This window comes from Micromonospora tarapacensis (genome assembly GCF_019697375.1).
Lineage (GTDB): Bacteria > Actinomycetota > Actinomycetes > Mycobacteriales > Micromonosporaceae > Micromonospora > Micromonospora tarapacensis.
On sequence record NZ_JAHCDI010000004.1, the window covers coordinates 975,546 to 993,085 of the forward strand.

Genomic DNA, 17,540 nt, shown 5'->3' on the forward strand with positions numbered 1-17,540 from the left:
AGCGCACGGTCCGCCAACCATTTCGTGCGGAGGAGAATTCGATGAGGTCAGGCATCATCTCGGTGTCACCCGTCGAGCCCGGCTGCCAGCCGACCATCGCCGCGGCGCTGGCTGTCGCCCGTGCCGGGGACACGATCACCGTACTGCCCGGGGTGTACCGGGAGACACTGACCCTGGACCGGGACGTGGTCGTGCAGGCCGAGGAAGGGTCCGGCACGGTCACCATCGAGCCGGTGGACGGCATGGCCGTGTTCGCGGGCCGGGCCGACGCGACCCTGCGCGGGCTGGTCATCAAGGGCGGCACCGACACCCTGCCCACGGTCCAGGTCGCCGGATCGCTCCGGCTGGTCGACTGTGCGGTGAACAGTACTTCGGTGGTGGCGGTGCATGTGCGCGGTGGACGGTTCACCATGACCGGAGGCACCGTCGCCAATCCGACCGGTGCCGGGCTGTTGTTCGAGGCCGGGGGCGGCGGCGTGGTGACCGGTGTCACCGTCCGGCAGATCGGCACGACCGCAGTGGCCGTGGTCTCAGAGGCAAGGCCGTCGCTGCGTGATTGCGTCATCACGGACGTGGCGAAGGTGGGGGTCTACTCGGCTCGCGCCGGAGCCGGAGAACTCACCGGCTGCGAGATCAGTCGGTGTGGCGGCCCAGGTGTCCTGGTCGAGTCGCAGGGCGCGATCACCCTCACCGGCACGACCATACGAGACGTGCAGGCGGCCGGTGCCGTCGTCACCGACGGATCGCCGTCCTTCATCGACTGTGAGGTGCGTTCGGCTGGGGGACACGGGATGGTCTTCTCCGGTACGTCGACGCCCTCGGTGGCCGACTGCCGGGTGTCCGCCACCGCCGGCCACGGAATCCTGGTGTTGGAATCCGCGACCGGCAGCATCACCGACTGTTCGGTGACCGGCGCTGCGGCGGCCGGGATCGCGGTGCGCGACGACGCCGCGCCGGTCGTCGAACGCGGAACAGTCGACGGGTGCGAACCGGCCGGCCTGGTATTTCTCGACCGGGCCGGCGGAACGGTCACCGATCTGGCGGTGCGCGGGGGTGCCATTGGTGTGGCCGTCACCGATCAGGCCGGTCCGCAGCTGCGCCGGCTCAGCATCACCAACGCCGGTGAGTACGGCGTGAGCGTCACCGGCGAGAGCACGGCCGCGATGGCCGGAATCCGGGTGGCGGACTGCGGCCAGGCCGCGGTGCTTGCCGGCGGCGGCACGCCCCGGCTGTCCGACCTGGTGGTCCGGGGCGGGCGCGAAGGGGTACGGGTCACTCTGGGTGGCGCGGTCCATGTCGAGGGCGCTGATCTGGCCGATGGCAGCGGTACGGGCGTCCGGGTCCGTGGCGGCGGAACGGCATGCCTGTCGCGCGTCCGCATCCGGGGCGGCGAAGGCCCGGGAGTGCACTTCGAGGCCGGCTCCTCCGGCACGCTGCACGGCTGCGAGGTCGTCGGCAACGGCGGGGACGGGGTGCGCATCGACACGGCGGAGGAGATCGAGCTGACCGGGTGCACGGTCACCGGCAACCGTGGCGAGCAGGTACGGCGTACCGTCGCGATCCGGGCCGCTACATCGGACGGACCGCTTCAACCACCGGGCCTGGCGGGCGGGCCGCCGGCCGCCGTCATGTCCGTCGCCGCGCGAGACGGTTCGCCACCCCTCGCGCTGGTGCCCGAGGCCACGGCCGGGCAGCCGGGGCGAGCGGAAGCATCCTCCGTAGAGCCGGCCGATCCGACGGCCCCGGTGCTCGCCGAGCTCGCCGCACTCGTCGGTCTGGCGGCGGTCAAGCAGGAGGTCGCCACGCTGGCCGGCCTGCACCGGATCGCACGGCGCCGGGCGGCGGCGGGGCTGCCCACTCCGCCCATGTCCCGGCACATGGTCTTCGCCGGGCCGCCGGGCACCGGCAAGACCACGGTGGCCCGCCTCTACGGGCGAATTCTCGCGGCACTCGGGGTGATCGCCACCGGCGAGGTCGTCGAGGTCTCCCGGGCAGATCTGGTGGCCGAGCATGTGGGCGGGACGGCGGTGAAGACCAGGGAACGGTTCACCCAGGCGCGCGGCGGCGTGCTCTTCATCGACGAGGCGTACACCCTGACCACCGGCGACTCCGGCGGCGGGACGGACTTCGGCCGGGAGGCCGTCGACGCGCTGGTGAAGCTGATGGAGGACCACCGCGACGAGGTCGTGGTCATCGTCGCCGGGTACGCCCCACAGATGCGCGGGTTTCTGGCGACCAATCCCGGACTCGCCTCCCGGTTCGCCAAGACCATCGAGTTCGCCGGCTATTCCTCGGCGGAGCTCGTCACGATCGTCGAGGCGTTGTGCCGGGACCACCAGTATTCGCTGGAGTACGAGACCCGCCGCGCTTTGCACGAGCATTTCGACCGGCTTCCACGCGGTGAGTCGTTCGGCAACGCGCGGGTCGCCCGGCAGCTGTTCGAGGAGATGATCGGGCGGCAGGCGTACCGTCTCGCCCAGCATCCGGACCCCACCGATGCCCAGTTGGCCCAGGTACTGCCCGAGGACGTGGACGGGCCGGCCGCCCAGTCGGCGGCAGTCACCGCCGCCGGTGCCGCCGGTGAGGTCGACCGGCTGCTGGCCCGCCTGAACTCGATGATCGGCCTGGCGGGGGTCAAGAAGGAGGTGTCCGAGTTGGTCGACCTGCTGGCCACGACCCGTGCCCGGGTGGCCGCCGGCCTTCCCGCCCCGTCGCTGTCGCGCCACCTGGTCTTCGAAGGCCCGCCGGGTACCGGAAAGACCACAGTGGCTCGCCTGTACGGGCAGTTGCTGGCCGCGCTGGGGGTCCTGCCGCGTGGACAACTCGTGGAGGTCGCCCGGCTCGATCTGGTCGGCGAGTTCGTCGGGCACACTGCACAGCGCACCCGGGAGGCGTTCGATCGGGCCCGTGGCGGCCTGCTGTTCATCGACGAGGCCTACACGCTGATCTCCGAAGGGCGTGGCGACTTCGGCAGGGAGGCCATCGACACGCTGGTGAAGCTGATGGAGGACCACCGCGACGAGGTCGTGGTGATCGTCGCCGGCTATCGGGCGGAGATGGCCGCTTTCCTGGCGGCCAATGCCGGGCTCGCCTCCCGCTTCACCCGGCGAATCTACTTCGATCACTACGGCGACGACGAACTCGTGGCCATCTTCGAGCAGCTGGCACGGGCGTCGGGGTACGAGTGTGCCGGCGACACACTGGCCGCCCTGCGCAGGAACTTCGCGGCCACTACCCGGGACGAGACATTCGGCAACGGACGGTACGCCCGGCAGCTTCTCGACGAGGTGGTCACGCGGCAGGCGGGTCGGCTGCGGACCACCTCCGCCGCGCCGTCGGTCGACGATCTACGGACCCTGCGGGTCGCGGATGTCGAGTCGATCCTCACGGTCCGGCGGTAGGCCTGCTGGCGCCTGCCGGATGCGCGGGCCAGTCCGGACGTCAAGGTCAGTCGGGTTGGCGCAACCCGTGGTGACACAGAATCTGTTTCAGATTGCGCAGGCCGTAGTACGCGCGGGACTTGACGGTGCCGGGCGGCACACCGAGCCGGCGTGCGACGTCGTCGATTGCCAACCCGCGCAGATAGACCGCGCTGATGGCCTCTCGTTGCTCCGGGGTGAGTTCGTCCAAGGCGGCGTCGATGACGTGTCGGTCGAGGACGGCATCGATCCAGCCGCCGTCGTGCGTCCGCTCGACGACTGGGACAGTGGTCTCGGCCAGCCGGTGACGGCGTCGGTGGACGTCCATCGCCAGATTGCGCGCCACGGTGAACAGCCAGCCGCGGGCCGAACCCTTTCCCGGCTGGAACGCCTCGGGATGCTGCCAGGCCCGGATGATCGTCTCCTGTACCACGTCCTCCGCGCTGGCCGCGTCGTCGCCGATCAGACCGCGGACGTAGGCGAGCAGTGCCGCCCGGTGTCGGTGTGCCAGGTCCGCTGCGGAGGTCGTGGCGGTCGCGGGGAACTCTGCCGTCTGCATCAATGGTGTGTACTCCCAGATGGCGGCGGTCCAGCGACCGCCGGAGGCGGACCGGCCAGTCCATCCTTGGCAAGACGCGGGGCGCGGCAATACCCGTGGAACCACCTGAACTTGCGGTAGGTACGTCCACGAGACACGGACCACCGGGACCACCCGGACGTCAGTTGTTCATCGGAACGAAGCGATGAAGGTCCTGGGCCTGGATACACTCCGCTGCATGCACGACGCCCGTTTGCGCCGGCGGGCGGACGGTGAGACCGCTCCTGCCGAACCCGATCGCGGCCACTCACTGGTCGGACGCTCGGCAGAGTTGGCCACAGTGCTGGCTGCCCTCGGGATTGCACCCGTGGCTGACCTGGGTCCGGTGGCCGACGTCGATCACGTGGGCGACCGGCGAGGTCATGGCGTACTCATCGAGGGCGACGCGGGGATAGGCAAGACCGAGCTGTGGCGCAGCGCCGCGACGGTGGCGCAGGAGCAGGGGGTACGGGTCCTCCGTGCCGAGACGAGTTTCGCCGAGGCGGAGTTCTCCTACGCGGCTCTGGCGGACCTGCTGGTGCCGGTGACCGACGAGGTGCTGGACGATCTGCCACCGCCGCAGCGCACCGCACTCGACGTGGCGCTGTTCCGACGAGTACCGGAGGACGTGACGGTGACCGCCCGGACCGTCGGCATGGCCGTGCACGGCGTGCTGCGGCGGCTGGCCGCCGATGGTCCGCTGGTGGTGGCGGTGGATGACGTCCAGTGGCTCGACGAGGCGAGCACCGCTGCTCTCGTCTTCGCACTGCGCCGACTGACCGATTCGAAAGTCCGGATCCTCGGTACCCTCCGCACCGGCTCGGCCATCCCCGAGCTGGGCGCCAGTCAACGGATCGTCCACAGTGCCGCCGAGCACATCTGGACCAGCGCGCGGCAGAGTCTGCTGACCGTGGTCCGGCTCGGCCCGTTGCGGGCCGCTGAGCTCGGTACGCTGCTCGCGGGGAGACTCGGCCTGCGACTGCCGCGCGAAGAGTTACGCGAGATGGAGCGGCAGACTGGCGGCAACCCCTTTTGGGCTTTGCAGACCGGAGCGGAGATTTTGGCCGCCGGCAGGTCCGGCCCGATTCCGGTGCCGCGTTCGCTAGCCGGGCTCCTGCGTCAGCGGCTGGATCGCCTGGCCGCCCCGCCACGTCAGGTGCTGGCGGTGGCCTCCGCGTTGGCCGATCCCGCTCTCGACCAGGTCATGCGGACTGTGACCGGGGTCGTGGATCGGCCCAGTGACGCGGTGGACGAGGCCGTCGCCGCCGGGGTCCTGATGGAGACGAACGGGACCCTGCGGCCCGCACACCCGCTTCTCGGTGCGGTCGCGGTCAGCTCGATGCCGCCCGGACAACGTCGGGCTATGCATCTGCGCCTGGCCGACGTGGTGAACGGCCCGGAGCAACACGCGCGCCACATGGCGCTGGCCGCCGAGCCGGGTCCGGACGAGCACGTTGCGGCCATCCTGGTGCGGGCCAGTGAGCAGGTACAGCAGCAAGGTGCGCTCGCCGGAGCGGCCGAGCTGGCCGCGACCGCCGCGCGGTTCATCCCGGCGGACCGGGTGGGTGACCGGGCTGCCGCTCTGACCCGGGCTGCAGCCCTGTTCTACGGGGCAGGCGACGCTGAGCGTGCCTCCGCGTTGCTGGCCGATGTGGACACGACGGCGATGGATCTCGCGAGCTGGGCCCAGCTGCATCGGACACGGGTGGACGTGGCGCTTCTGCTGCGCGGCAGGGGCGAGGCGTCCGCACTCGCGGAGCGTGCCTTGGCGGAGGCCGGCGGCGACGCCGCCCGTCGCGTGGTCGCGCTGGCGTTGACCATCGACACCGATGACAGCAGCGATCCGAGTCGGCGGGCGGCGCGGGCGGAGGAGGCGATCCGTCATGCGGGTGACGTGGGCCTGCGGCACCCGCTGTTCGCGGAAGTCCTGTTGAGCCTGGTCAACGCCAGGCTCGACAGCGGGCACGGCCTCGAGCTGTCGATGCTGGAGCGGGCTGAGGAGCTGGAGGCAGGTCTGCGCTGGACGTCGGTGGCGGACCGGGTGGTCAGCTACCGTGGCTACCTGCTCAAGTCCGTCGACGAGATTGCCGGCTCGCGGACCGCGTTGCACGAGGCGATGGCCTTGGCCAGGCAGGGTGGCGAGGACGGCAGTCTGCCCTTCTTCCGGGGGCACCTCGCGCTTACCGAGTTCTGGGCGGGAAACTACGCCGCCGCGCGGCGCAGCCTCGCCGAAGCGACGCCGGCTGGCCTCCCACCGTCCATGGTCGTGATCGGGCTTGGTGCCTTGTTGGAGGCGGTCAGCGGCGATCCGGCGATTGCCGCCGAGCTGCTCGCCGCCGAGCCGGACGGGCCTACGGCCAAGGATCCACGGGGGCAGCTCTTCCGCGAGCACGCCGCCGGGGTCATCGCCCTGCTGCGCGACGATCCCGAGCGCGCAGTCTCCCACCTGCAAACGGCTCTTCGCCTGTCCGAGCATCTCGGTGTGCGGGAACCGGGCCGACGACGGCGTCTGGAAGGGGATCTGGGGGCTTCGCTGGTCCGCGTCGGCGAACTGGCACCGGCTCGAACCCTGGCTGCCGAGCTGTGCCGGCTCGGTGAGGGGCACGGTCGGGATACCCTGACCGGTATCGGGCTGCGCGTCGACGGGCTGGTCGCCGCTGCCGAGGGCGACCTCGACACGGCCGTCACCCACCTGACCGAGGCGGTGGCCCTGCACCGCGCCAGCCAGTTGCGACTGGAGTGGGGCCTGAGCCTGCTGGCTCTGGGGCAGGTGCTGCGCCGTAAGCGGGCCTGGCAGGCGGCCCGCGAAGCCCTGCACCTCGCTGCGGTCCGTTTCACCGAGTTGGGAGCGCCGACCTACCTGGCTCAGGCCGAGGCCGAACGCGCTGTGGTGGGCCGGATGAGGTCTGGCCCGTCCGGGACGCTGACCCGTACCGAGCAGCGGGTGGCCGAACTGGTCGCCGACGGCCGCAGTAACCGGGAGGTGGCCGCGGTGCTGTTCACGAGCGTCCGGACCGTGGAGGGGCATCTCAGCGCGATCTACCGCAAACTCGGCGTACGCTCGCGCACGCAACTGGCGGCAACACTGCCCGGCCTGAGCGCACAGTGGCCGATCCCCAACGGCCCAACCGCCGCCGATTCGGAATCGGCGAGGTTCTCGGCACTGCCCTAGGTGGTGTCCTGCGGATCATGGAGTGCGGTCGGGTACGGCACGGAGCCAGTCGAGCATCTCGATGAGGTCCAGTGTGGCTTCGTAGCTCTCGATGAGCTTGTCGTACCTGGTCGCCAGGCCTCGCCAGTGTTTGCGTCGACCGAAGCCACGTTCGACCTGGTTGCGGTGGGTGTATGCGCTGGTGTCGAAGTCTGGGGGACGGCCGCCTGATGATCCTTTCCTTGTCCGGTTGGCTTTCTGGTCGGCGCGTTCGGGGATCACGGCGGCAATCTTGCGGGCCCGCAACGCGGCCCGGTTCGCCTTGGACGAGTACGCCTTGTCCGCGGTCAGCGAGTCCGGACGCTTACGGGGACGACCGACGCCGCCGGGCCGGGTCACGGCGATCTGATCCAACAAGGGCACCAGTTGCTTGGTATCGGAGGCCTGGCCCGGGGTGATCCGCGTGGCGAGCGAACGGCCTCGCCCGTCGGCCATAGTGTGCACCTTCGTGGTCAACCCTCCCCGGGAACGACCCAGACCCTGACGTGCCTGCGAATCGGTGGTGGTGAGCCCCCTTTACGGGCACCGGCGGCGTGCTGGTGAGCGCGCACGACCGTGGAATCGGCCTGAGCGTCCCAGTCGATGTCACCGTCAGCCTCAGCCAACGCGACCACCTGCTGCTTGAGCCGGGTCCAGGTGCCGTCGGCAGCCCACCGGCGAAACCGTTCATGACTGGTCTTCCACGGCCCGTACCGCTCGGGCATGTCCCGCCACGGCGACCCGGTCCGTTTCACCCAGCAGATCCCGTTGATCACCTGCCGGTGATCACGCCACTGCCCACCACGACGGGACTGCGCGGGCAGCAACGGCTCCAACACCGCCCACTCGGCATCAGTCAAATCAAAACGCGCCACGACCAGAACAACGAACCACCACCAAGATCCGCCGGACACCACCTAGCGGCCTCCACGTCGGCGGCCGGGTGGGTCTGGCACCGCAGCTCCAGCAACTCCACCCGCTGCCGGGCGGGCAACTCGTCCAGGCGCGGCAGCCCGCTGCGCCAGGCGTCATCGTCATCGCCGGTGAGGATCAGAGCGTCGATGAGGTGGGGCAGGTACGCCACCTGCCGTGCGGCGCGCTTACGTAGCAGCGCCACGGCCCACGCGATGTGGGCGGCGTCGCGGTCGGTCTCCGCCACCGTCGCGAGCAGCGACCGGAGGTTGTCGATCGTCGGCTGGGCGTGGAACCCCGTCCGACGCTCATCGACCGCGTCATCCGGCTGGCCCGCGTCGATCAACAGTCGCACCAGCAGGTCGCGCAGCCCCACCGACCAATAGCCGGACGGATGCACGGCGAGCCCGCGTCGGACCCAGTCGATCGCCTCAGCGGGCCGGCCGGCCTCGGCCCAGTACCCGCACGATCCGCCCGTACTGGTCGGCGCTGACCAGGTCCTGCGCCAGCACTGTCACGTACCGGTCCACGTCGCCGGAGACCTCGGCCAACTGCTCCCGCAGGTACCGCACCGCCCACCGCTGATGCCGCTCGTCGGGCTCCGCCGCGGCACGCTCGTCAACCAGCCGCGCTGCCTCGGCCAAGCCCTTCGGCCCCAGCGCCGGGGCCCGGTCGCGCAGCACCACGTCCGGCCAACCGGGGCCGTCGCACACCAGCTTCACAGCCACGCCGCCAGCCACCGACGACCGACCACCGCCACAGCCCCACAACTCAGAACTCGGGGGTCGCCACGACGGATGCCTCCCATGCTCCCGGTGGCGACGGCGCTGGCCGGCCCGCCGAGCGGTCCGGGTGAGCCCGGTGACCGCCCTGGCCGTCGACAACTGACCCTAAGTGATCAGGACGGGTGAACGTCGGGTGCGGTCGCGGCGGCGGCCGGATGTCCAGTTGGCGCCATGTCGCCTCTGCGGCACGGCTGATTGCTGACCAGCGAAATGTTTCGGCCACAGACTCCGACTGGCGCCGTTGACGGCGTCTTCGCGCAAGTCGGAGGAGTCCCGCAATGTCATATCCGCTGCGTCGTACCGCTGCCGTCCTGGCCGCGGTGCTCGCGTTCACCGCTGCCGGGCCGCCGCCGGCCACAGCCGCGCCCCCGTCCGCCGTTCCCCGGGTAACCGGGTCGCTGGCCGCGCCCGGTGGTGCCGTCGCCGGGTCACGGGTCACCCTGATCACCGGCGATGTCGTCGAGGTCTCGGCGGCTGGCGCCGGCCGGTACGCGGCGTCGGTCCGCCCGGCGGCCGGCCGGGAACGGATCACCTTCCACACCGTGGAGGTGGACGGCGGGCTGCGGGTACTGCCCAGCGACGTGGTGCCGTACGTCTCGGCGGGCACCCTGGACGCCGACCTGTTCGACGTCGAGGAGCTGATCGCCGACGGGTACGCCGACGGCGCCTCGGCCAGCCTGCCGCTCATCGTCCGTTACCAGAACCCCGGCGTCGACACCGCCCGCACCCTGGCCGGCACGACCAGCGCCCGGCCGCTGACCAGCATCGGTGGCGCCGCACTGGCGGCCGAGAAGGACTCGCTGGCTGGCTTCTGGCAGACGGTCAGCCCGGCCGACCCGGGCAACGCGGCCGGCTCGGCGCGCTCCGGCGTACCCGTGCTCGGCGGCGGAGTCAGCCAGATCTGGCTGGACGGCCGGGTCCGTCCGGTGCTGGACCGCAGCGTCGCCCAGATCGGTGCCCCGGCCGCCTGGCAGGCGGGCTTCGACGGTGCCGGGGTGAAGGTGGCGGTGCTGGACACCGGCGTCGACCAGACCCACCCGGACCTCACCGGCAGGGTGACGCTCGCGCAGAACTTCACCACCAGCCCGGACACCACCGACCACCATGGACACGGTACGCACGTCGCGGCGACCGTGGCGGGCACCGGCGCCGGATCCGGCGGTACCCGCAAGGGCGTGGCCCCCGGTGCGAGCGTGCTGGCCGGCAAGGTGCTCGGCGACGACGGCACCGGCTACGACTCCTGGATCATCGCCGGGATGCAGTGGGCCGCCGACCAGGGCGCGGCGGTGGTCAACATGAGCCTCGGCGGCGGGCCGACCGACGGCACCGACCCGCTCAGCCTGGCGCTGGACCGGATCACCGCCGAGAGCGGCACCCTCTTCGTGGTGGCCGCCGGCAACGAGGGCGCGAGCTACACCGTCGGTTCGCCCGGCGCCGCCCCGTCCGCGCTGACCGTCGGCGCGGTGGACCGGGACGAGTCCCTCGCCGACTTCTCCAGCCGGGGCCCCCGAATCGGCGACGAGGGGCTGAAGCCGGATGTCACCGCCCCCGGTGTGGGTATCGTCGCCGCCCGCGCCACCGGGACCACCATGGGCACGCCGGTCGACGACCGGTACACCGCCGCGTCCGGCACCTCGATGGCCACGCCACACGTGGCCGGTGCCGCCGCGCTGCTGGCCCAGGCGCACCCGGACTGGTCGGCGCCGCGGCTGAAGGATGCACTGGTCAGCACGGCGCGGACCAACCCGGACCTGTCGGTGTTCGACGAGGGCACCGGCCGGGTGGACGTGGCTCGGGCGGTCGGCCAGCGGGTGTACGCCAGCGGCCAGGTCGACTTCGGCCTGCACACCGACCCCGACTCCGTGGCCGCCGCCCGGTCCGGTGCGGCGGCGGCGCCGGTCGGCAAGGTGGTCACCTACACCAACGACGGGCCGGCGCCGGTCACCCTCACCCTGGCCGTCGAGATCGAGAACGTCGTCACCGAGGTACCGGAGACCGACGCCGTCACGACCGGCACCGGCACCGTCACCGTGCCGGCCGGGGGTTCGGTGGACGTACCGGTCAGTGTCGACCTGGCCAAGCTGGACCGGGGGCAGTTCGGCGGCTGGATCACCGCGACCGGCCCGGACGGCGTACTCGCCACCACCGCGGTGGGAGTCACCCTGGACGGGCCCCGGCACACGGTCACCTTCCGGGCGGTGGGCCGTGACGGTCGGCCGGTGGCGGTGCCGGTCATCGCCCTGATGGGCGACAGCAGCCGCTGGGATCACCTGGGCTTCCTGTTCTCGGGGTCGACCAGCACCGTCGAGGTCGCCGAGGGTTCGTACCTGCTGCACGCGCTGATCGAGGACGGCGGTGTGCTCGACGAGCAGGCCACCCTGATCACCAATCCCGAGCTACGGGTCGACCGGGACATCGAGGTGTTGTTGGACGCCCGCCGGGGTACCCCGATCCGGATCAAGACGCCCAAGCCGGCCGAGCAGCAGGCGGTGCTGAGCTACTACGTGCACCGGGTGACCGGCACCGGCCGCCGGATCAGCCACGGCACCATGCACTACAGCACTGTCCAGCAGGTGAACGTCACCCCGACCAGGAAGCTGACCGGTGGAGAGTACGAGTTCTCGTCCCGGTGGCAGCTCGTCGCGCCGATGGTGCGCGCCGAGGTCGCCGGGGTGTCCGGTCCGCTCGATGTCAACCTGACCGGGCAGTCCCCGGCGTACGACGGCACCCGGCGGTTCCCGCTGGTCTACGCCGGTCGGGGCACCCCGGCCGAGTTGGCCAGGGCCAAGGTGCGCGGTGCGGCGGTGCTGATCGACTCGACAAACGAACCGGGTGGGGAGGACGCGCCGAGTGAGAGTGAGGTGACCGCGGCGGCGGCCACGGCGGGTGCGGCGGTGACGCTGATGGTGCGTCCGGCGGACTGGTCGGCATGGACGGTGTGGCAGCCCACCGGCGACCGGGAGGTGATCCCGATGCTGGCTGTGGCGAACGACGACGGCCAGCGGCTGATCGCCCGGGCACAACGGCGCCGGGCAACGCTCAAACTGACCCTCACCACCTCCAGCCCCTACCTCTACGACGTTCAGCACGTGGAGCGGAACCGGATCCCGGATCGGATCGTCTATCGGGTAACCCCCGCCAACTCGGTACGGATCACCACCCGGTACGCCGACAACGGCGGATTCCCCTGGGCAAAGGAGCAGCGGTTCGGATGGCGCCCCTGGCAGGAATATTCATGGAACGACATGTCCCGGTTCGTTGCGACGCCACTGGAGCGCGAGGAGTGGGTGACCACCGGCGACTCGGTCTGGCAGCACCGAGTGAGCCACGAGTGGCCGTGGAACAGCTTCGGCGCCCTCGACACCGGAATGGCCGAGCCGCCGACCACCTACCGCGCCGGTAGGGCCGCGGAGACCTGGCTCGCCCCGGTGACCCGCCCGGCGTCCCCCCGGGGGGTACCGGAGCTGGTCTCCACCCGCACCGGGAACACCCTCGCGCTGCGGGTACCCGAGTTCGTCGACGCCGACGGTCACTACACGATCGGGGAGACGTTCCAGGTGGGCGCCAAGCTGTGGCGCGACGGAGAGCTGCTGGCCGAACTGCCCGACGCCCGGCAGGACGTGACCACCGTCGGGCCCGAGGCCGAGTACCGGCTGGCGCTGACCACCGAGCGCGGTGGCGAGGAGTGGGCCTGGGGCACCCGTACCGAGACGGTGTGGCAGTTCCGTTCCGGGCAGCGATCCGGTGGCGACGCCCGGCCGCTGTCGCTGTTGCAGGTCGACTACGCCGCGCCGGTGGATCTGACCGGGCGGGCAACCGACCGGCCGCACACCGTCGGGCTGACCGTCCGGCACCAGGACGGTCACGCCACCGCGAAGGGAACCAGCCTGACCGCCGAGGTGTCCTTCGACGAGGGCGCCACCTGGAGGTCGGTCCGGGTGACCGGGCACGGCAACGCATACCGGGCCAGCGTTCCGGCCGGGAAGGGCACCGTGTCGCTGCGGGTCCGGGCCACCGACCGGGCCGGCAACGCGGTCACCCAGACCGTGATCCGGGCATACGGCCTGCGTTGAGCGGGCTCCGGGCGGGACGGCCCTGCGCCGTCCCGCCCGGAGAGGCGCCGCCCGGCCGTCACAGCCAGCCCCGGCGGGCGGCCTGGAACGCCAGCCCGGTGCGGGTGTCCACCCCGGCGACCGCCATCAACCGCTCCAGCCGACGTTGTACGGTCCGCCGGCTGACCCCGAGCTGCGAGGCGATCGATTTGTCGGGAAAGCCGGCCACGAAGAGTGACAGCAGGAACCGCTCGCCGTCGTCCAGGGCATCGTCGGCCGCCGCGTCGGACAGTCCGCCCTGGTCGGCGTCCCAGCGGACCGGGGTCGCCCGGTCCCAGTGGCTCTCGAAGAGCGCCAGCAGTGCGTCCAGCAGTTCACTGCGCCGGATCAGTGCGGCCGTCGGCTCCCCGATGTCGCGCTCGTCGTCCGGCACCAGTGGGCAGATGGCGGTGGACCGGTCGACGATGGCGATCCGGACCGGCAATGTCGGCAGGGTCCGGGCCTCCTCGCCGCCGCGTACGCTCTCCGCGATGCTCTCCAACTCGCCGGGTGTCTCCAACAGAGCTCGCTCGTAGATCGCCCGGTAGCGCACCCCGCGGGCCAACGCCCCGGACTCCTCCTCGTTCTCCGCGCCGGACATGGCCAGCGGATTGGCCCGGCAGAACCACAGGATCTCCTCGCGGGCGGAGTCCTGGAGGTCGCGCAGCCGGTCGCGCAACGCGGCGGCGCCGACCACCACCTCCACCAGTTGGTCGGCGTCGCGGCGCCGGGCGTTGGCCCGGTACTCCTCGGTCAGCGCGGCGACGGCCTGCCGGGCGGTCTCCAGTGACTCCTGCCGGCGCAGCAGGGTCTTGCCGAGGGCGACGTCCGGCGGCAGCGGTTCGAACGCCGGGTCCGGGCCGGGGCGCGCCATGACCAGCCCCTTGCTCCGCAAGCCCTCCAACAGCCCGGCGGCCTCGTCGAGTGGTATCTCGGCCAGCCCGGCGAGGTCAGCGGGGCGGGCCGCGGAGAGTCGCAGCAGCAGCCGGTACGCCTGCTCCTCCTGCGGTTGCAGTAGCCCGGCGTCGTCGAACATTCCCCGCTCCTTCTACTTCCCGTGAACTGGGAAGACTCTACGAAGCGGCCGGCTCTCCCGGGATCTCACCCTCCCGCAGCCACGCCCACGCCGTCCCGGGCACCTGCACCCAATTCGAGTTTGAGTACCGCCGGGACCTCACCGACGACGACCGCAACTCCTGGGAGCACCCTCGCCAGGACCATCGATGCCGTCGCTGAGTCGACATTCGAGTCGGGTGCCGATTTGCCCACAACAGGGTGACCCTGCCGAACGAGCCACACATCATCCACTCCTGCCGCGATCGGGTCGTTACGCAATGCAACTTCGCTGTGGGTGGAGTCGAACGTTCCCTCCTGTGTTCAGTTGGGCGTTCTGAGGTAGATTCGCCGCCGCGACGGCCGACGACGGGGAGGGTCAGCGGGGGATGGACGCCAGTACCGAGGAACTGCGGGATGCGCACGACGTGCTGTCGCAGTGGTATGCGGAGAACCTGGTCGGGGTGCTGGAGAGCATGCCGGTCGAGCGCGCGATGCTCGACCTGTTCGCCGAGCTGACCTTGGCCGTGGGTGCGGAGGTCGCGGATGTGGGCTGCGGCACCGGGCGGCTTCTTCCGTACCTCGCGGGCCGGGGCCTGTCGCCGCGCGGGGTGGATCTGTCGCCAGGGATGGTGGAGGTGGCGCGGCGGGAGCATCCGGGTTTCGGCTACGAGGTCGCCGATCTGCGGGAGTTGCCGTTCGGGGACGCGTCGCTGGCGGGGGTGGTGTGCTGGTATTCGTTGATCTTTCTGGCACCGGACGCCCGGGTACGGGCGTTCGCCGAGTTGGCCCGGGTGGTGCGGCCGGGCGGCTACCTGGTGGCGGCGTTCAAGCACGGCGACGGGACCGGGCATCGTAATGGTCCCGGTAGCCGCGTCGGCAGTCTCGGCGTCGACTTCGATCGGTACTGGCTCTCGGCCCGAGAGATGGAGGACCGCTTCACCGCCGCCGGGTTCGCCCTGGTTTTCCAGGGCTGCACCCCACCCGAAGAGGCAGAGCCCCCGTACGGGTACATGCTGGTCCGCAAGACCGGCTCCGCGGACGGGTAGTGCGCGGATTTGCCCGCAGGTCGGGTGCGAGATCGGTGCAAGCTTGCTGGAAAGGCGGCGCCCGGTCAGGTGCCGGGAACGGTGTCCCGAACCAGCGAGAAGACCTCCGCCCCATGTCCAGGCTCATCAAACAGGCGATATGCCTGACAGGCTCGTGTCAGCGCCCACTCGAACCCCTCCCGCGTGATGTCGATGGACAGCACGCGCTCCTGCCCGGGCTTGGTGGCCCAGCCGCAGCGGTACATCATCCACAGGAACGACGGCTGGCTCGCTACCTGGCGTTACGGTTGGCCCCGGCTCGACAGTCGCAGTCCGTGAACAGGTGATTGATCAGCCCATCCAGCAAAGCCAGCCGATCAGGTGCCCCGCGACGCCTCAGACGGGCCGGGGCACCAGGACCACCACCGCAGTTTCGGACGACCGCCGCGCGGCGTAGCCGTCCAGGTTCTTGTCGATCTCACGCCAGCGGGCCCACAGCCGCGACCGTTCGTCGCCCGTCGCCGCATGAGCACGCACCGGCCGCGGCCCGTCGACCAGGTCGACGGTCGCGTCCGGGTGCGCCTGCAGATTGAGCCACCAGGCCGGCTCGGGCTCCCCCCACCCGTTCATGGCCAGCGAGACCAGATTCTCGCCGTCCTCGTAGTACCCGAGGATCACGCTGCGCTGCTGGCCGGTGCGACGCCCGACGGTGGTCAGGCGCAGCATTCCGTACCGGTTGCCACGCGGACGCGACAGCCCGACCCGGCCGCCGGAACGCCGGAACACGCCCCGATGAGCCGACCAGAACAGCCGAATGAACCAACGGGGCGGCAGCCACGGCTTCTTGACAGGGCGCAGGTCCGATCCGGTCACTCCTGCACCGTATCGGCCGCTGTCACGCACGGACGGCAACCAGCGGCAGGCCGGTAGCGCCGAACGGTCTGCTGACAGCCGGCCTGCCCACCCGATCAAGTCAACGTCCGCTCATGCGGCCTGCGGTCCGCAGAGCAGGCGAAGTGCGACCGTAGGTGGCACGACCCGATTACCGCGGAAGGGTCTGGGTCAGGTTGACCATGTTGCCGTCGGGGTCGTGGATATGGGCCACTCGCTGGCCCCACGGCATGTCGGTCGGCGGGCCGAGCACCTGCCCGCCGGCTGCCTCCACCTGTTCCAGCAGCGCGTCGACGTCGTCAACCTCGACGCTCAGCAGGATCCGCGGCGGCGCCGACAGATCGACGTCGGCCTCGTTGACCAGCCCGAGTTCCGAGTCGCCGAGTTCGAGACCGACGAAGAAGACGGGTCCGTCGGCCGGGAAGCGGTTTGTCTGAACGGCGCCGAGCAGGCGCTGGTAGAAGGCGCGCTGGCGGTCGAGGTTCGGCGTGGTGATGATGGGCTGGACGGTTGGCACGCGATCTCCTGCGGGTCCGTTCGGGTCCGGTCCCAGGGAGTACGTCCCAGCGTGTCGGAACTCATCGGTGCGGCGGGAGTCCGAACAGCGGCACCAGCCGGTCGGCGTCGAGGTACGTGACGATACCGGTGATCAGATCGTCAACCACATCGAGAATGACGAGCGCGAACGGGAGGTGGTCGCCGGCCGGGCCGGGGCGCGTCTGCCAGAACGCCGGTGATCCGTTCGCCTGTACCGGCCACAGCCGCGCGCCCGCGCAGGACGCCTGCGGGTCCAGCAGCGCCACGCGGATCTCGTCTCGGCCACGGAGCCACCACGCGAACGGCGGCATCGACATCGTGGCGTCCTCATGCAGCAGCGACACGAGCGTGGCGACGTCATGGCGTTCGAACGCGGCGCAGTAGCGGTCGAGCAGATCACGCTGGGCTGGGTCGGCCGGTCGCGACGGATCGCTAGGCGTGGGGCCGGTCGTCCGCAGCGTGGCCCGGGCTCGTTGCAGCGCGCTGTTGACCGATGCCACGGTGGTCTTAAGCAGATGCGCGACCTCCTCTGCCGTCCAGCACAACACCTCACGTAGGATCAGCACGGCGCGTTGTCGGGGCGGCAGGTGCTGGAGCGCGGCGACGAACGCCAACCGGATCGTCTCGCGTTGGACGGCCAACTCCTCCGGGCTGTCGGTCGCCGGCAGGGCACGGCCGTCCGGGATCGGGTGAATCCACCGCTGGTCCGCCACCGGCACGCCGAGGACGGCGCCAGCGTGAGCCGCCGGGCCCAGGTCCATGGCCAGAACACGGCGTTGCGCGCTGCGGAGCATGTCGAGGCAGACGTTCGTCGCGATACGGTACAGCCAGGTGCGTAGCGACGCTCTCCGCTCGTCGTAACGGTCGTACGACCGCCATCCCCGCACCAGGGTCTCCTGCACCGCGTCCTCGGCCTCGAAGCCGGAGCCGAGCATCCGGTAGCAGTAGCCGGTGAGTTCTGTCCGGAACCGTTCCAGCTCGGCGCCCTCGCGGGTCGACGTCTCCACCATCCTCCCGACCCTACGCATCGGGGGAGACAGTGGGGCGACCGATGAGT

The 17,540-nt window shown here is 71.0% G+C and carries 12 protein-coding genes and 1 pseudogene; 4 read left to right on the forward strand and 9 right to left on the reverse strand.

What is annotated here, in order from left to right; all coding sequences use genetic code 11:
• Window positions 1-41: 41 nt before the first annotated feature.
• On the forward strand, window positions 42-3,401 hold the full coding sequence (locus KIF24_RS10455) for a right-handed parallel beta-helix repeat-containing protein (RefSeq protein WP_221083864.1): 3,360 nt from the start codon (window positions 42-44) through the stop codon (window positions 3,399-3,401).
• A gap of 46 nt (window positions 3,402-3,447) precedes the next feature.
• Here the strand turns inward: KIF24_RS10455 and KIF24_RS10460 are convergent, their stop codons facing one another.
• Window positions 3,448-3,978 carry a sigma-70 family RNA polymerase sigma factor gene (locus KIF24_RS10460; RefSeq protein WP_221083865.1) on the reverse strand — a complete coding sequence of 177 codons (531 nt, stop codon included), beginning with the start codon at window positions 3,976-3,978 and terminating at the stop codon, window positions 3,448-3,450.
• A gap of 346 nt (window positions 3,979-4,324) precedes the next feature.
• On the opposite strand from KIF24_RS10460, the gene KIF24_RS33875 reads away from it, so the two are divergent.
• Window positions 4,325-7,168, forward strand: a complete 2,844-nt coding sequence (locus tag KIF24_RS33875) for an AAA family ATPase (RefSeq protein WP_331461071.1) — start codon at window positions 4,325-4,327, stop codon at window positions 7,166-7,168.
• Window positions 7,169-7,183: 15 nt separating this feature from the next.
• Here the strand turns inward: KIF24_RS33875 and KIF24_RS10470 are convergent.
• From KIF24_RS10470 to KIF24_RS10480, 3 genes are all read right to left on the reverse strand, one after another.
• A protein-coding gene (locus KIF24_RS10470; RefSeq protein WP_407939906.1) for an IS5 family transposase occupies window positions 7,184-8,061 on the reverse strand; the annotation gives its coding sequence in 2 pieces (ribosomal slippage) (window positions 7,184-7,695 and window positions 7,695-8,061; 879 coding nt in all).
• Window positions 8,043-8,474, reverse strand: a complete 432-nt coding sequence (locus tag KIF24_RS10475; protein ID WP_221083867.1) for a hypothetical protein — start codon at window positions 8,472-8,474, stop codon at window positions 8,043-8,045. The genes KIF24_RS10470 and KIF24_RS10475 overlap by 19 nt, the downstream gene beginning before the upstream one ends.
• Window positions 8,475-8,529: 55 nt before the next feature.
• Window positions 8,530-8,826, reverse strand: coding sequence for a hypothetical protein (locus tag KIF24_RS10480; protein ID WP_221083868.1), 297 nt, complete (start codon window positions 8,824-8,826; stop codon window positions 8,530-8,532).
• Between the two features lie 335 nt (window positions 8,827-9,161).
• Here KIF24_RS10480 and KIF24_RS10485 point away from each other — a divergent pair, with 335 nt between their 5' ends.
• Window positions 9,162-12,956, forward strand: coding sequence for a S8 family serine peptidase (locus KIF24_RS10485; RefSeq protein WP_221083869.1), 3,795 nt, complete (start codon window positions 9,162-9,164; stop codon window positions 12,954-12,956).
• A gap of 58 nt (window positions 12,957-13,014) precedes the next feature.
• Here the strand turns inward: KIF24_RS10485 and KIF24_RS10490 are convergent, their stop codons facing one another.
• Window positions 13,015-14,010: a TrmB family transcriptional regulator gene (locus KIF24_RS10490; RefSeq protein WP_221083870.1), complete on the reverse strand. Its 996-nt coding sequence runs from the start codon at window positions 14,008-14,010 to the stop codon at window positions 13,015-13,017.
• A 406-nt stretch (window positions 14,011-14,416) separates the two neighbouring features.
• Between KIF24_RS10490 and KIF24_RS10495 the strand changes: the two genes are divergently transcribed.
• On the forward strand, window positions 14,417-15,076 hold the full coding sequence (locus tag KIF24_RS10495) for a class I SAM-dependent DNA methyltransferase (protein WP_221083871.1): 660 nt from the start codon (window positions 14,417-14,419) through the stop codon (window positions 15,074-15,076).
• 110 nt (window positions 15,077-15,186) lie between these two features.
• On the opposite strand, the pseudogene KIF24_RS10500 reads toward KIF24_RS10495, so the two are convergent.
• The 4 genes and pseudogenes from KIF24_RS10500 to KIF24_RS10515 all read right to left on the reverse strand — a co-directional run.
• Window positions 15,187-15,342, reverse strand: a pseudogene (locus KIF24_RS10500) (DUF4291 family protein); the annotation flags it as partial.
• 109 nt (window positions 15,343-15,451) lie between these two features.
• Window positions 15,452-15,928 (reverse strand): nitroreductase/quinone reductase family protein, encoded by a 477-nt coding sequence (locus KIF24_RS10505; RefSeq protein WP_221083872.1) that lies wholly within the window; start codon window positions 15,926-15,928, stop codon window positions 15,452-15,454.
• Between the two features lie 169 nt (window positions 15,929-16,097).
• The gene (locus KIF24_RS10510) at window positions 16,098-16,463 is read right to left on the reverse strand and encodes a VOC family protein (RefSeq protein WP_221083873.1); all 366 of its coding nucleotides are present in this window, start codon (window positions 16,461-16,463) and stop codon (window positions 16,098-16,100) included.
• A 61-nt stretch (window positions 16,464-16,524) separates the two neighbouring features.
• Window positions 16,525-17,493 (reverse strand): sigma-70 family RNA polymerase sigma factor, encoded by a 969-nt coding sequence (locus KIF24_RS10515; protein WP_221083874.1) that lies wholly within the window; start codon window positions 17,491-17,493, stop codon window positions 16,525-16,527.
• Window positions 17,494-17,540: the final 47 nt, after the last annotated feature.